10 protein-coding genes and 1 riboswitch are annotated in these 15,521 nt (G+C 48.5%); of the genes, 7 read left to right on the top strand and 3 right to left on the bottom strand.

The window, feature by feature from the left end; translation table 11 throughout:
* Positions 1 to 118 precede the first annotated feature (118 nt).
* Both ACXAD4_RS13590 and ACXAD4_RS13585 read right to left on the bottom strand, forming a co-directional pair.
* Positions 119 to 2,896, bottom strand: coding sequence for a molybdopterin-dependent oxidoreductase (locus ACXAD4_RS13590; protein WP_475242117.1), 2,778 nt, complete (start codon positions 2,894 to 2,896; stop codon positions 119 to 121).
* A gap of 76 nt (positions 2,897 to 2,972) precedes the next feature.
* Positions 2,973 to 3,158: a hypothetical protein gene (locus ACXAD4_RS13585; RefSeq protein WP_475242115.1), complete on the bottom strand. Its 186-nt coding sequence runs from the start codon at positions 3,156 to 3,158 to the stop codon at positions 2,973 to 2,975.
* Between the two features lie 140 nt (positions 3,159 to 3,298).
* On the opposite strand from ACXAD4_RS13585, the gene cobA reads away from it, so the two are divergent.
* From cobA to yiaY, 7 genes are all read left to right on the top strand, one after another.
* Positions 3,299 to 4,156 (top strand): uroporphyrinogen-III C-methyltransferase, encoded by an 858-nt coding sequence (gene cobA / locus ACXAD4_RS13580; protein ID WP_475242114.1) that lies wholly within the window; start codon positions 3,299 to 3,301, stop codon positions 4,154 to 4,156.
* A gap of 63 nt (positions 4,157 to 4,219) precedes the next feature.
* Positions 4,220 to 6,829, top strand: coding sequence for a nitrite reductase large subunit NirB (gene nirB / locus ACXAD4_RS13575; RefSeq protein WP_475242112.1), 2,610 nt, complete (start codon positions 4,220 to 4,222; stop codon positions 6,827 to 6,829).
* Between the two features lie 14 nt (positions 6,830 to 6,843).
* Complete coding sequence (nirD, locus tag ACXAD4_RS13570; protein WP_317522214.1) at positions 6,844 to 7,182, top strand: nitrite reductase small subunit NirD; 339 nt, start codon at positions 6,844 to 6,846, stop codon at positions 7,180 to 7,182.
* A gap of 293 nt (positions 7,183 to 7,475) precedes the next feature.
* A complete protein-coding gene (locus tag ACXAD4_RS13565; protein ID WP_475242109.1) occupies positions 7,476 to 8,951 on the top strand; it encodes a NarK family nitrate/nitrite MFS transporter in 1,476 nt (491 codons plus the stop codon).
* Positions 8,952 to 9,055: 104 nt separating this feature from the next.
* The gene (locus ACXAD4_RS13560) at positions 9,056 to 10,849 is read left to right on the top strand and encodes a bifunctional protein-serine/threonine kinase/phosphatase (RefSeq protein ID WP_475242107.1); all 1,794 of its coding nucleotides are present in this window, start codon (positions 9,056 to 9,058) and stop codon (positions 10,847 to 10,849) included.
* A 226-nt stretch (positions 10,850 to 11,075) separates the two neighbouring features.
* Positions 11,076 to 11,176: riboswitch (cyclic di-GMP riboswitch) on the top strand.
* 76 nt (positions 11,177 to 11,252) lie between these two features.
* Positions 11,253 to 12,761, top strand: coding sequence for a lytic polysaccharide monooxygenase (locus ACXAD4_RS13555; protein ID WP_475242105.1), 1,509 nt, complete (start codon positions 11,253 to 11,255; stop codon positions 12,759 to 12,761).
* A 367-nt stretch (positions 12,762 to 13,128) separates the two neighbouring features.
* Positions 13,129 to 14,277 (top strand): L-threonine dehydrogenase, encoded by a 1,149-nt coding sequence (yiaY, locus tag ACXAD4_RS13550; RefSeq protein WP_475242103.1) that lies wholly within the window; start codon positions 13,129 to 13,131, stop codon positions 14,275 to 14,277.
* A 92-nt stretch (positions 14,278 to 14,369) separates the two neighbouring features.
* Here yiaY and ACXAD4_RS13545 read toward each other — a convergent pair whose 3' ends face one another.
* The gene (locus ACXAD4_RS13545) at positions 14,370 to 15,518 is read right to left on the bottom strand and encodes a diguanylate cyclase domain-containing protein (RefSeq protein ID WP_475242101.1); all 1,149 of its coding nucleotides are present in this window, start codon (positions 15,516 to 15,518) and stop codon (positions 14,370 to 14,372) included.
* Positions 15,519 to 15,521 lie beyond the last annotated feature (3 nt).

The following is a 15,521-nucleotide window of genomic DNA, read 5'->3' as shown; positions in this document are numbered from 1 at the left end:
TCGAGGGGCTCGCAGAAATGCGAGCCCTTTTTGCATTTGGAGCTAGGAAGAGCAGATCCTAGAACCTAGTTACTAGAAGGTTCTAGGACTAGGAACTCGCATCCAGGAGCTAGGATCTCTACACCTGCTTAACCTGTATCTCATCCAACATCAGTTGCAGCTCTGATACGCAGCTTCCGCAGCCTGTACCGGCTTGGGTCATATCGCTGATGTCTTTCACTGAGTTGCAAGACTGAGTACAAAGCGCTTTTTCTATGGTCTTCACGCCGACCTGCTTGCACGCACAGACGAGTCTGCCATTTTGATGTTCTGGCGGGGTCTTACCTGTGAATAAGGCCTGCACCAGTTGGTCCGATAGTGGTCTGCCGATTAGGGTATACAAATAGTCATAATCTGTATCATTGATGCTGTCTGTGTCGATGCTGCCTTGCAAGTTGTCGCTGACGATAAAGGCACTGTTAATCAGGCCGCCTTCAAACATCGCAAAACGGCTTTCAATCTCTATTTCAACATTAATGCGTTGTTGGCCCTTGGTTTTATCTTCTACAAGGCAGTTTGTTTTATCTTCGGCAAGGCAATTAGCCAGCCATTCATGCAGTTTTTTTCGAGATTGTTGGGATGTTATCCGCAATAGGTAACCCTTGTGGGTACGCTGGCATGTCCAATGTTCTTGTTCACTGAGTAAGCTAGCAATGTCTTTTCTTGTGCAAATCAACAAGGCTTCGCTGGCATATGGGGCTGGCTCGATATTTACCGGAGTTGCCTTGAACTCGGGTTGACCAGATAGGGGATCACGGTGACCTGCAATCAATGTATCAACTTTACCCATGTTGGTGATGCAATCATTCCAGTGAAACGGAGCAAACACTTGGCCTTGGCGGCAATCTTTACTGATATGCGCCCGTAGCAGGACAGTGCCGAACTCACTGGAAACTGATAGCAAGCCTTTATCTTTGACGGCGAATTGATCGGCATCTTGCGCTGACAGGGAGAGGTATGGCTCACTGATATGCTCACTGAGCCGAGCCGATAAACCTGTGCGAGTCATGGTGTGCCAATGATCGCGTATCCGCCCGGTATTGAGCAGCAATGGATACTGGGGAGATAGTGTTGAGGCCGCTGGTCGATAGTCAGTTGCAATAAACTGTGCCTTCCCCGAAGGCGTGGCAAATTCACCGTTGGCAAACAGGCGAGCTGTGGGTTGATTGTGCTCAATCACAGGCCATTGCTGAGGCTCCATGTGGTGATATTGTTTGGTATTGAGGTTGGCAAGCCCTGATAGGTTAAGTGGCCGAACTGATGCGGCCATATCACTGAGAGATATTTTACCTTCCTGGCAAAGAGTGGTCATTTGGGCATATTCGCGGAAAATATCAGCCTCGTTCTGGTAATCAAAGGCATCACTGAAGCCCATTTCCTTGGCGACCTTGCTGATGATCCACCAGTCGGGTTTAGCCTCTCCCGGAGAGGGGAGCAGGCGTCTCTGGCGGGAAATCCGCCGCTCGGAGTTGGTGACTGTGCCGGATTTTTCGGACCAGCCCTGAGCCGGCAGCACCACATCAGCGTGGCGCAGCGTATCGGTATCTGCCATACAATCGGATACCACCACATAGGGGCAGTTGGCTAAAATAGTGTTGATCCGGATACTCTCGGGTAAGCTGACTGCGGGATTGGTCGCCATGATCCAGATGGCCTTGATCTTTCCACTCTCGATAGCATTGAACATATCGATGGCTTTTAGGCCCGGGGTGGTAGCAAGATTATCCGTCTGCCAGAATTTGCTGATTTGCCGGGTGTGTTCAGGGTTATCGAAGTCCATATGGGCGGCCAGCATATTGGCTAACCCTCCGACTTCTCGTCCTCCCATGGCATTGGGTTGCCCGGTGACCGAGAACGGCGTACTACCGGGCTTACCGACTCTGCCTGTTGCCAAATGGCAGTTGAGGATGCTGTTAACTTTATTGGTGCCGGATGTTGACTGGTTGACGCCTTGTGAGTACACGGTGACGGTTTTTTCAGTAGAGGCAAAGAGTTGGTAAAAGGCGAGAATTTGCGCTCTCTCGAGTCTTGTTACCGCTTGCACTGATTCTATATCACCAAAACGGAATGCCGATGCCAAGGCGAGTTCCAATCCTTCGGTCGCCGATTTGATATAGTCGTGATCAACGGCGTTGTTTTCACTCAAAAAGGCGAGTAAGCCATTGAACAGGGCGATGTCACTGCCCGGTTGTAGTGGAAGGTGCAAGTCGGCAATGTCACAGGTGGCTGTGCGACGTGGGTCGATGACGATGATCTTGCAATTGTTTTTTACCTTGGCCTCTCTAATGCGCTGAAATAGCACGGGATGGCACCATGCTAAATTCGAGCCGGTCAAGATGATCAACTCGGCAAGTTCGAGATCGTCATAGCATCCCGGTACGATGTCGGCGCCGAATGCCCGTTTGTGCCCTGCAACACTCGATGACATACACAGCCGCGAGTTGGTATCGATATTGGCGCTACCGATAAAGCCTTTCATAAGCTTATTGGCGACATAGTAATCCTCGGTCAGTAACTGCCCTGATACGTAGAAGGCCACAGCGTCTTTACCGTGTTGTTCGATTACGTTATTGAAGTTGCTTGCAACATCGGCTATTGCGTCTTCCCAGCAAACAGTTTCAAGTTTGGATTGGCTTTTACGCTGCTGTTTGATTTTCGGTGTTAGCAATCGCCCTTCGATGCCTACCGTTTCCCCTAGTGCCAGTCCCTTTGAACATAGCCTGCCAAAATTGGCAGGGTGCGCTTTATCCCCACGGACTTCCAATGTTCCGAGGCTATTTACCCTGGCTTCAATGCCACAACCCACTCCGCAGTAGGCACAGGTTGACTTTATCCAAGTACTGTCTTTTTGGCTCACCTGTTGTTCTCCTTGGCGTTGAAATCTCTTATCTGGTGATTGAGCAATAACTAGGCCAGCTTTCTAAGTGCTTTTTTTATACCTCGTTTTGAATTAAAAGGCTGAAATATCGAGCCTTGCTGGTGTTTTGTTCTTTATCTAACCCTAAAGTGGTAGTGGTGGTTATATGAAATGCTGTTTGGCTGACTATTTTGGTGCAGGTTTGGGCTTTTTCTGCACGGCAGCTGGGCATCCGATGGAAACATGTAGGGATCTGCTTCATCTGCTTATTTCCTGAAGGCTGTTTTTTGTGGATATATAACAGTGGCTTATGTGTTTTTCAGGTGGCGGAAAGCACAGGCTGGCATCGTCTTTGCTCTAACCTGATGAGAGATTTCAAGGATATGAACGAGTAGGAGACGTATGCCAACGATAAGAGAACGGACAGGCGACAACCCGCCAAGGCGCTATCTTAGCAGTGCCAATAGGCCATCTGGGTGCAAGGTGGGAAAGGTCGAGTTGGTCGGCGCGGGCCCTGGCGATCCGATGTTGCTGACCCTAAAAGCGATGGAAAGCATAGAGCAGGCAGATGTGATTGTTTATGACCGACTGGTTAGTACTGAGATACGAGCTCGTTTTCCAGCAAAAACGACTGCCTTGTATGTCGGGAAGGCCAAGGGGGAACACAGTGCCAGCCAACATACGATTAACGAGCTGCTGGTGGAACTGGCTTGGCAGGGAAAAACAGTATGCCGATTAAAAGGGGGCGATGCGTTTATTTTCGGCCGGGGCAGCGAAGAGATGTTGGCACTTAAAGCGGCTGGCGTGCCCGTCGAGGTGGTACCAGGCATTACCGCGGCCGCTGGGTGTACCAGTTATGCCGGGATCCCCCTAACGCACAGGGGCTACTCGCAAGGCTGCACCTTTGTGACTGGACATGCTGAGCAGTCACTTGATCTCAATTGGCAAGCGCTGGCACAGCTTGAACACACCTTAGTGTTTTATATGGGTGTCACTAAGTCGGGCATGATCCGCGACAAGCTGCTGTCCGGCGGAGCGGCTCCTACAACACCGGTAGCTTTGGTTGAGAAAGGGTGTTGCCCGGAGCAGCGCACAGTCACAGGGCAATTGCAGCATTTGCCTGAACTGGTGGAGAGGCACAGGGTGGTCTCGCCGGCATTGATTGTGGTTGGTGAGGTCGTTGCCCTGTCGGAGCAACTGCAATGGGTCAGTCAGGTTGCCGAACTACAGCAACAGAAACCGCTCCAGCTTTCAGCATAAGAGCAATTGACTTGTGAGTAAGAGAAACCAGTAGTGAAGTCATCCGCTCAGGGGAGAGCAAAAATGGATAAGAAAAGAATTATAGTGGTCGGCAACGGCATGGTCGGGCACAAGTTTATTGAAGATATGCAGGTTCAGGATAAACAAGCACAGTTTAGTATCCTGACTTTTTCCGAAGAGCCGAGATTGGCCTATGACCGAGTACAGCTAAGTAGCTATTTTAGTGGCAAAAGCGCACAAGATTTGGCCTTGGCCGATGAGTCTGAGTATCAGAGTAATGGAGTAGAGTACCTGCTTAATGAACAGGTCAGTGAGATAGATCTCGATGAAAAGTTGATAGTGACCCAAAGCGGTCGTACTGAGCAATATGACAAACTGGTGCTGGCAACCGGATCATACCCGTTTGTTCCGCCGATCCCGGGCAATGACCAACCACACTGCCATGTTTATCGGACTATCGAAGACCTAGATGCGATTGCCGAGTCGGGCACACAGAGCCAGGTAGGCGTTGTGGTCGGAGGCGGTTTGCTTGGCCTAGAAGCAGCCAATGCCCTCAAGCAGTTAGGAGTCGATACCCATGTGGTGGAGTTTGCCCCTCGTCTGATGGCGGTTCAGCTTGACCAAGGTGGAGGCGATTTGCTGGCACGCCAAATCTCGTCTTTGGGTGTGTCGGTCCACACCGAGAAGGCCACGACCGAGATAGTTGCTGGGGAGTCCTGTCGCTATCGAATGAACTTTGCTGATGGCTCGTATCTGGAAACCGATATGATCGTGTTCTCTGCAGGGATCCGGCCGCAAGATACCCTAGCCCGCCAATGTGGGCTTGAGGTGGGAGAGCGTGGTGGCATTGTCATTGATGATCATTGCCAGACCAGTGCCGAGGATGTTTATGCTATTGGCGAGTGCGCCTTATGGCAGCAGCGGATCTTCGGCCTGGTCGCCCCCGGCTATCAGATGGCAAAAGTGCTGGCAGGGCATCTCTGTCAGCCTGAATCCGGCTTGTCTTTTGTCGGTGCAGACATGAGCACCAAGCTCAAACTGCTGGGCGTGGATGTCGCCAGCATAGGTGATGTGAGTGGGTCGACTCCGGGGGCTTTGTCTTACACCTATAGCGACGATTTGGAGCAGGTCTACAAGCGGCTTATCCTATCCCCGGAAGGTGACAAGATATTGGGTGCGGTGTTGGTAGGCGATGTCAGTAACTATCAGTCACTGCTTCAAACCAAACTCAATGATATGCCGCTGCCTGAGAACCCGGCAGTATTGATCTTGCCCCAGCTAGAAGGGGAAGGTGGACCTTCTGGCTTGGGGGTAGAAGCCTTGCCCGATACTGCATCCATCTGTTCTTGCTATGACGTGACAAAAGGTCAAATCAAGCAGGCAGTCGCTGATGGCTGTAGCTCGATGGCAGATCTCAAGGCAGCGACTAAGGCATCGACCGGCTGTGGAGGCTGTTCAGCATTGGCCAAGCAGGTGATGGATGCAGAATTGGCCGCGATGGGAGTAGAGGTCAGCAACCATATTTGTGAGCACTTTGCCTATTCCCGTCAGGAGTTGGCTGATCTAGTGCGGGTGAAGAAGATCACTACGTTTGATGCCCTGCTCAAAGAATATGGCAGCGGTCTTGGCTGTGATATCTGTAAACCTGCCGTGGGCTCGATGCTGGCATCTTACTGGAATGACTATGTACTGGCAGAGCCGCACCTCGAGCTTCAAGATACCAATGATATTTTCCTCGGCAACATGCAAAAAGACGGTACTTACTCAGTCGTACCACGTATCCCGGGCGGGGAGATCACCCCGGACAAACTGATCGTGCTGGGCGAAGTCGCTAAGCAGTTTGATCTCTACACCAAGATCACTGGTGGCCAGCGGGTCGATTTGTTCGGTGCCCAACTGCATGAACTACCTGAGATTTGGCGGATCCTAGTTGATGCCGGGTTTGAGACCGGCCATGCATACGGCAAGTCAGTGCGGACGGTGAAGTCTTGTGTTGGGAGTACCTGGTGCCGGTATGGGGTGGATGACAGTGTTGGCTTTGCCATAGACCTCGAACACCGTTACAAAGGCTTGCGGGCACCGCATAAACTTAAGTTTGCTGTTTCGGGCTGTACCCGAGAGTGTGCCGAGGCTCAGTCCAAAGATATCGGGGTGATCGCGACAGAAAATGGTTGGAATCTCTATGTGTGTGGTAACGGTGGCATGCGCCCACGCCATGCAGATTTGCTGGCCAGCGATCTGGATGCAGATACATTAGTCCGCTATGTCGACCGTTTTCTGATGTTCTATATTCGCACGGCTGACAGGTTGCAGCGCACATCGGTGTGGATGGAGAATCTTGAAGGTGGTTTGGAGTATCTGAAGAAAGTGGTGATTGATGATCACTTAGGCCTTGGTGAAGAGTTAGAGCAGGAGATGGCACGCACCTTGGGTCAATATCAATGTGAGTGGAAAACAACCCTTGAGTCACCTGAGAAACTTCAGCGCTTTAGGCATTTTATCAACAGCGAGCAGCAAGATAGCCAACTGGCCTATGTCACCGAGCGCGGGCAGCGCCGGCCGATGACTAAGGAAGAAAAGGCCCTGGCACAAACAAAGGCCACCTTGGCAGCTGGAATGTCATCCCGTGGATTCGTTGGTGAATCAATCAATGTTATTGATATTACTAAATAAAGAGTGAGGCTAGCATGGAGCAAAAACAAGCAGAATGGTATACCGTGTGCCACCGAGATGCACTAATTAAAAACTCAGGCGTTTGTGTCCTTTGGGGCCATGAGCAAGTGGCTATTTTTTACTGCCACCGCTCAGATTCTCTTTATGCTGTTGAGAACTATGACCCGATTGGGGAGGCCAATGTAATGTCACGGGGGATCATAGGCTCGATAGGTGATGAAGTCGTTGTTGCCTCTCCCTTGTACAAACAACACTTTAACTTGCAAACAGGCCAATGCATCGAACTGCCAGACGTAAAATTGAAAACGTTCGCGGTACGATGTCAAGGTGAGGATGTGCAACTTAATTTATAGGGTAATTAATATTTTAATGAAAAAATCACAGCATGTGCTGTGATTTTTTATTTGTATTATATAAACATTTATTTTTTATGGATAATAATTGAAAATAAATCAAGGCAAAAGTGTCTTTAAAGTTGTCAATTGACTCAATATGGTGCTTAAGTTGGAGGGTTTGATTTGTTTTGGTGCTTTTATTTGGTTTTTAGTGATTTTTATGTTGTAACTTGTTGATAATTAATGGTTATAAGGTTGGCATAAACAATGCATTATTAATGGTAAGTCAGTATAAAAAAGGAAACACCAAGATGTCAGAAACAGGCAAGTTCAATATCTTTTCATTTACGGGGAAAATGAAAATTCTCCACCTCAGCTGGTTTGCGTTTTTCATTACCTTTTTTGTGTGGTTCAACTTTGCCCCACTCCTCCAATCGGTCAAAGCTTCGTTGGGATTAACGACTGCCGAGATAAAGACCTTATTGATCCTCAATGTCGCTTTTACCATACCTGCCCGGGTACTCATCGGTATGCTCACCGATAAATATGGGCCTAGACTGGTTTATTCCGCCTTGTTAGCTGTTTGCTCCATCCCTTGTTTTGTCTTTGCTTTTGCCGACAGCTTCGTTCAGGCCGCCATCGCCCGTTTTGCTCTTGGCTTTATTGGTGCAGGCTTCGTAGTCGGGATCCGTCTAGTCTCCGAGTGGTTCCCGCACAATGAGCTGGGGACGGCAGAAGGGATTTATGGTGGCTGGGGTAACTTTGGCTCTGCGGCGGCCGCTTTTACCCTGCCAACCGTTGCTATCATGTTTGGTGGTGAAGACGGCTGGCGTTATGCCATGGCCATCACCGGGGTGATGAGCCTGCTGTTTTCGTTCGTTTTTTATAAAAACGTAACCGATACACCGAAAGGCGCGACTTACTTCAAGCCCAAGCAGCTAGGGGCAATGGAAGTGACATCAAAAGGGGACTTCTTCCTGCTGCTATTTATGAAGCTGCCGATGTATGGCGCTTTGGCCCTGTTGGCCTGGAAGCTTTCGCCAACCGGGATCGGTATGCTCAGTGACAGTGCGGTGATGGCTATCTATGTCGTGCTGGCGGTGATCTATTGCTATGAAGTTCTACAGGTATGGCGTGTCAACAAAACCGTCTTTGAGAAGCCGGTTCCTGAAGTACATCAATACAAGTTCAAGCAGGTCGCGATTTTGAATGTCTTGTACTTCGCCACCTTTGGTTCGGAGTTGGCTGTGGTCTCGATGTTGCCGTTATTCTTCTCGGAAACCTTTGAGCTAACCCCGGTGATGGCCGGTATGGTGGCGTCGGCTTACGCCTTCATGAACCTGATGTCCCGCCCCGGGGGCGGTTGGATTTCCGATAAGTTCGGCCGCAAACCTACCCTGTTGATTTTGACTGCAGGATTGGCCGCCGGTTACTTCTTGATGGGACAAGTGGATAGCAGCTGGCCGGTGTGGCTCGCCGTGGTTGCTGCAATGGCCTGTTCGTTCTTCGTCCAGTCGGGTGAGGGGGCGGTATTTGCCACTGTACCTCTGATCAAGCGCCGGATGACAGGCCAAATCGCTGGGATGACTGGGGCCTACGGTAATGTCGGTGCAGTGTGTTACCTCACTATCTTGTCTGTGGTGGATTACAGCACCTTCTTCTACGTCATTGCGGCAACAGCGGTGATTGGCTTTATCACCTTGTTGATGATGGAAGAGCCAAGTGGACAAATTGCGGAGGTCAATGAGGATGGCAGCATCATGATGATTGATGTGGCTAACCGCTAGGTGGTTTTCGGCCTGTGAGGCAAAGCGAACGGCTAGCCAAGCAGGCCGATACATTGAACATAATCGTGAGTCATTGTTGTCATGGATAATAGGGTGAAGCGTGGATGAGCGAAACAATGCAACCTGGAACAGCCCATAGCCAAATGTCTGTTAATCGAAAGCGTTTTCGGCAAGCGGATACACTCGAACTTGATATCGGGGGTTATTCGGTTGCGGGGTGTAAACCAAGTAACCAAGATGCTTTTGCGGTTTACCAGCCTTCACGGCGTGAAGAAATGCTGCATAAAGGTGTGGTTGCTTGCTTGGCCGACGGAGTGAGTTGCAGTGCCCAAGCCGAGCAAGCGAGCCAAATTAGTGTCACCCAATTTATTGAAGAATATTACGCAACACCGAAAACTTGGGGCGTGAAGCAGTCGGCTGGAAAAGTGCTGCATGCACTTAACCAATGGCTTTTTCACCAAGGCTGCCAGAGTGAACTTCAGCACAATGGGATGGTGACGACTTTCTGCGCGGTGATCATCAAATCCAATACTGCGTACATCATGCATGTGGGGGATACACGTGCTTATCTCTATCGCGATCAGGCAATAACTCAGCTCACCCAAGATCACCGTCGTCATCAGTATGGCCAGCAATACTTTCTTACCCGCTCGTTGGGGATGGACAGTCATATCGAGGTAGATTTTCAACAAATACGGCTGGAGAAAGGAGACCGCTTATTACTAGCGACAGATGGTATTCACGAATGGTTAGATGATTCAAAGCTACAGCAGGTGCTATCTTTAACTAACACCCCAGTTGAGCCACTGTCCGAACAGTTGGTTGAGGCATCGCTAGCCGCGGGAAGCCAAGATAACGTGTCTAGCTTATTGATTGATGTGAAAGCCTTGCCGACTTTGACCATGGATGAGTACATAGAAGAACTGACAAAGCGAGTGATCCCGCCTGTGATGGAAGAAGGGAACCGAATCGACCAGTACCGAATATTACGAGTTTTGCATAGCGGTCCGCGCAGCCATATTTATCTAGCGGTGAGTGAATTTGATAATCAACGTTATGTGTTAAAGATGCCCTCACTCAACTTTGCGGAGGATTACCAGTACTTGCAGGCTTTTGTGCGTGAAGGCTGGGTCGGGGAGCAGATATCCCACCAGAGAATAATGAAGATCCACCCTTTTTCACGTCATTCTCCTTTCCTGTACCATGTTTGCCAATGGGTTGAAGGTAAGTCACTGCGCCAATGGATGGACGATAACCCTAAACCAGATATTGAAAAAGTGAGGGTAATGGCAGAGGAGATAATTAAGTCAATTCGTGTGATGCAACGCCATCGCCTTATTCATCGTGATATTAAGCCAGAAAATTTAATCGTCAATCAATTTGATCAAATCGTCATTATTGATTTTGGTTCCGTTTATTCAGAACACTTTGATGAAATACAAACACCTATTGATGAAACGGTCCCTGTTGGTGATATTAAATATTTGTCACCAGAGTGTTTGCTGGGCGGTAAAGTAACAATGAGGTCTGACATGTATTCAATATCCATCATTATTTATGAGATGTTGACGGGGCACTTTCCTTATCCATTTCCAAATACTTTTAAACCTGTGCAGTCAAACAGCCAATGGCCGGATTATATACCTTTGGAGAATTATCGGGATGATCTACCTGCATGGCTTGATGTGGTCATTCGCAGAGGGTGCTTCCCTAAGGCAAATCAGCGCTATGAAGCCATGTCTGAGCTTATCAGCGATTTATTTCACCCGTCATCACAGGTACTTAAGCAGGCAAGTAAGCGACCTTTAAAAAGTAAGAGCCCGGTACAGTTTTGGAAAATCACATCACTTTGTTTGTTTTTTATTGTTATTGTTCAAGTTATCATCTTGCTTAGCTGATATTACCCATTTAAATTTCACTGCTAATATTATTGGTGAGGTAAATGGTTTTATATGTATTAAATATTTCATTTCAGTCAATGATTTTTATTTATCTTAATAAATAAAAATTAAATGAGATCATCCTTCCATTGCTAATGGCTGCTTTTTGCTGATATTAAAAAAAACACTATAAATATACCCGAGCTCCTTCAATCTAAACCTTGAAGTGGCTTATTTTTATATCGTCAGCTAAAGGCTAATTATCCGAAAGGGTAGGGCGCAAAACTTCCGGCCTAAGGAGCAATCTTTTTAATGCATTGGCTCTAGGGTAGCGGAGTTACCTGATAGGAATAAGCAAGATCAAAGCAGTGGCTTCTTCCCATTAGCTGGCTTCCCAAAAAAATCATAATGGAAGCTAAATATGAAAAAGGTGATTAACTTTTCTTTGGGCGCTATGTCAGTCATGGCCGCCCTTTCTCCATTACACGCAAGTGCCCATGGTTGGGCCGACTTCCCTGCTGCTCGCCAGGTGATCTGTGAGTCAGACGGTGGTCACTGGGGGCCATCAGATGGTTCCCAGATCCCGAATGAAGCTTGTCGTGCCGCATTCTTGGAGTCGGGTACCTATCCATTGGTGCAGAAGAACGAGTTTGCCGCATTGGTTAAGGATTATCACAACATGGATGCGGTTAAGGCAGCAGTGCCGGACGGTACTATCTGTTCCGGTGGTGATCCGCGTAAGAGCGGTATGAGTGTGGCTTCAGAGCATTGGCAGCGTACCGACATGAAAGCCGGTGAAACTTTCACTCTGCGTTACCGCGCAACGGCACCGCATAACCCGAGCTTCTGGCAGTTCTACCTGACCAAGCCTGGCTACAATGCTGCCCATAGCCGTTTGGGCTGGGATGATCTGGAGCTGATAGATACTGCCGGCGATGTAGAAGTGACTCAGGAAGGCAACGGTCAGTACTACTTGATTGATGTGACTCTGCCAAGCGGCCGTTCGGGAGAGGCTACACTGGTATCACGTTGGCAGCGTGATGATCCTGCTGGCGAAGGTTTCTACAACTGTAGTGATATCCGTTTTGACGGTGAAGTGTTACCGCCTGAGTGGACGACTAAGGGCCAGTACGTCAAGCCGGGTGTCGAGGCGCAAGATGGCGATAGCGTCTGGTTCCGTATTTTCAACAAACAAGGCTCTGAAATTGTATTCGAGAAGCTGCCAATTACAGCGGCTAACGAGAACATCAATACTTGGTCTTATGATCTTGCTCAACTGATCAACGAGAAATACCCAACCATTACTCAGGTGGGTGTGGAAGAAGCATCGGGTGATATCGTTTATCAGCCATCGGATCTGTATATCAACCAAGTCTTTGTCACCAACTCGGATTACAACTACGCACTGGATGTGCGTGATGGGGATGTCATTGAACCCGCTCCGGTAACCGTCCAAGGCCTGGAAAGCGAATACACCCAGGGCAGCGATGGTAAAACCTATATCGATGCAACGGTCAGCTCAGAAGGTCGATACCTGATCAACATGAAGTTGTTGGATAGCACAGGACACCAGTTGGCCTTGGCGAGTGATATTGTCGATAACGGTAACATTGACCTATCGCTATTCACTACCGAAATAGGCTCCTTCAGTGTTGTGGTAACCGCAGCCGAGCAGGACAGCAGCGAGCATAATGTTGTTGAAACTAAGTCGATTACCATTAAAGACAGCTCTGGTGGCGGTGATTACGACTATGCCTACCCTGATGGTATCGGTAGTTATGTACCGGGTGAGACAGTAGTACTTGGCCGCGATGGCAATACCTACCAGTGCCGTCCATTCCCAGAAGGTGGTTGGTGTAACATTGATTCAGCGCACCATTACGAGCCTGGGTTTGGTTCAGCGTGGCAGGATGCTTGGATCAAGCAATAAAGAACGAAACTAATAAGCATCAAATGCTTGAATGAGAAAAACGCTGGCATAAGTCAGCGTTTTTTTATGGGTGACAGATCACAAATTACTGTGGAGCGTAGTGATAAAACGAAAAGCAGCGTTTCCATAGGGAAACAATTTTTATATGTAACTTGTTGATTTGGTGATCTGGCTCAAACTACATTACATGAATAATTTTTGGGGATTTATAACTTGTCCCAGATCAATTTGTTGCACACTTTTCTGGTGGTAGTTTTTATTTGCAGAGAGCAAGACTGATTACGGATAGTCCGTTTAAGCATATGCAGCGACCTGGATTGAAAGCGGTTTATGGTAATTAGTTTTTGATAATTATGGAGAATTTATCATGAGTAGTGCATTTTTCATCCCAACAGTAAACTTGATGGGCGCTGGTTGTTTGACGGAAGCTGCAGATGCAGTGAAAGCTCACGGCTTTAAAAAAGCTCTGATTGTGACTGATAAAGTGCTAAGCCAAATCGGTATGGTCAAGCAGGTAGCAGATCTGTTGGCACAGCGCGATATTGATTCTGTTGTTTTCGATGGTACACAACCAAACCCAACTATTGGTAATGTAGAAGCCGGTCTTGCGCTACTGAAAGACGGTGAGTGTGACTTCGTTATTTCACTGGGTGGCGGTTCGCCGCATGACTGTGCCAAAGGTATTGCTCTTGTTGCCTCTAACGGTGGTAAAATTGCTGACTACGAAGGTGTTGATCAGTCTGCGAAACCTCAGCTGCCATTGGTGGCGATTAATACCACTGCAGGTACTGCAAGTGAAATGACCCGCTTCTGTATCATTACTGATGAAGCACGCCACATCAAAATGGCGATTGTTGACAAGAACACCACGCCGCTGATGTCGGTGAACGATCCTGAGTTGATGCTGGCTAAGCCTGCCTCGCTGACTGCTGCGACAGGAATGGATGCACTGACTCACGCGATTGAAGCTTATGTTTCTACCGCTGCAACACCTATTACTGATGCGGTTGCTATCAAGGCGATCGAGCTTATTCAAGCACACCTGCGTACGGCAGTGAAAGACGGCCAGAACATCGAAGCTCGCGAGCAAATGGCTTATGCACAGTTCATGGCTGGTATGGCATTCAACAATGCTTCACTGGGTTATGTTCACGCGATGGCGCACCAGCTAGGTGGTTTCTACGATCTGCCACACGGTGTATGTAATGCGGTATTGCTGCCGCACGTGCAGCGCTACAACGCACAGGTTTGCCCAGAGCGTCTGAAAGATGTTGCAAAAGCGATGGGCGTGAATGTTGAAGGTATGACGGCAGAGCAGGGCGCTGAAGCAGCACTGGAAGCCATTCAGGCACTGTCTCAAGATGTGGGTATTCCAGCAGGTCTTCAGGAGCTTGGCGCGAAAGAAGAAGATATTGCCGTATTGGCTGACAACGCACTGAAAGATGCGTGTGGTTTCACAAACCCGAAACAAGCCAGCCACGAAGAAATCTCGGCTATCTTTGCTGCGGCAATGTAAGTAAGCCAACACCACTGCACGATTGATTTTTGCGCCCACCATTTTGTGGGCGCTTTTTTGTTTTCAGATGGTTAACTATTGAATTAAAACATTCAAAGGCTGTTGGTGAAGCGTTCCGCAGTTGATGCCGCTCCTTTTGCTGTAGCCTCATTCGGTATTGATGGCCTTTTGTAATGCATAACGCCGCTTTTTCCCTGCTGCTTGACTTCATACATCGCAAAATCGGCTTGTTGTAACACTTCACTGACGTTGGATGCGTTGAGTGGATACTCGCTGCTACCGATACTGGCCGAGATAGGGTAGTTTTTACCATTTAGAATGACTGGTTGCTGAAAACTGTTTAGCAGTTTCTGGCTGATATTAATTTCGTGCTGTACTGCTAGAGACTCGATCACGGCAAACTCATCCCCGCCCATACGGGCAACATGATAATGCTCGCCACTTAGTGCGGCCAAACGGGCAGCTACCGTTTGAAGCAACTTATCCCCAGCATGATGCCCAAGTGTATCGTTGATTGTTTTGAAATTATCTAAATCAACAAGGTAGAACCGAAATGGCTGTTGGTTCTTGACCTGCTCTTTGAGATGCTGATTGAGCCACAAGCGACTGTGGATGCCGGTTAAGGTATCGCTCATTGCCAGCTTGCGCATCGCTGATGACTCACGCCATAACGCCCACAATAAAATCCCACCGAGTAGAACAATGGCACAGAGTAGGAAGTACACCAGTTGTTTCATTGTTTGGGTGGCTTCAACGCGTTTTAGGAGGTCGCCACTAGAGAGACGAAACTTGTGGCTGAGGAAAATCACCAGATTTTCATACTGATCTTTAACGTCTGTGATCAGCTCAGCGTTAGGGTCGCCCCACTCAAAAGAGATCAGCTGCGGCTCTATGGATTGGATATAGGCAAACTGTTTGCTGATTTGATGGTAGGCACCATCAAAGTGGTAGAGGTGGCTAATATGGGTGTTGTTGAGAATCGTCTTGAACCGGCTCCATAGGATCTCATATTGCAGCATCATATCGTTATGATCACTGGTTCCTACTGCATAGCGATGAAGTTGGAGGTGGAATTCAGCATACTCTTTATGGAGCTGGAGTACATACCAAGCCGCTTCGTTTTGGCTGTTGGCAATAATGTCTGAATTGCGTTTCAGGGCGGTCACCGCTACCAAAATAATGATAATCAGCAACGGGGTGATGTAGATGAGTAAGGAGGTAATACGACGGCAATTTCCCATGTA

It is taken from the genome of Photobacterium sp. AWH4_225, assembly GCF_056158405.1.
The sequence above is the reverse complement of the archived record's forward strand: the minus strand, read 5'-3'. Positions and strand labels throughout refer to the sequence as shown.

What these genes read in the sequence shown, in the direction of transcription:
- ACXAD4_RS13585 (WP_475242115.1), bottom strand. Translation starts at nt 3,158, where the DNA reads ATGAAGCAGATCCCTACATGTTTCCATCGGATGCCCAGCTGCCGTGCA.
- ACXAD4_RS13545 (WP_475242101.1), bottom strand. Translation starts at nt 15,518, where the DNA reads ATGGGAAATTGCCGTCGTATTACCTCCTTACTCATCTACATCACCCCG.
- cobA (WP_475242114.1), top strand. Translation starts at nt 3,299, where the DNA reads ATGCCAACGATAAGAGAACGGACAGGCGACAACCCGCCAAGGCGCTAT.
- yiaY (WP_475242103.1), top strand. Translation starts at nt 13,129, where the DNA reads ATGAGTAGTGCATTTTTCATCCCAACAGTAAACTTGATGGGCGCTGGT.
- ACXAD4_RS13555 (WP_475242105.1), top strand. Translation starts at nt 11,253, where the DNA reads ATGAAAAAGGTGATTAACTTTTCTTTGGGCGCTATGTCAGTCATGGCC.
- ACXAD4_RS13560 (WP_475242107.1), top strand. Translation starts at nt 9,056, where the DNA reads ATGAGCGAAACAATGCAACCTGGAACAGCCCATAGCCAAATGTCTGTT.
- ACXAD4_RS13565 (WP_475242109.1), top strand. Translation starts at nt 7,476, where the DNA reads ATGTCAGAAACAGGCAAGTTCAATATCTTTTCATTTACGGGGAAAATG.
- nirD (WP_317522214.1), top strand. Translation starts at nt 6,844, where the DNA reads ATGGAGCAAAAACAAGCAGAATGGTATACCGTGTGCCACCGAGATGCA.
- nirB (WP_475242112.1), top strand. Translation starts at nt 4,220, where the DNA reads ATGGATAAGAAAAGAATTATAGTGGTCGGCAACGGCATGGTCGGGCAC.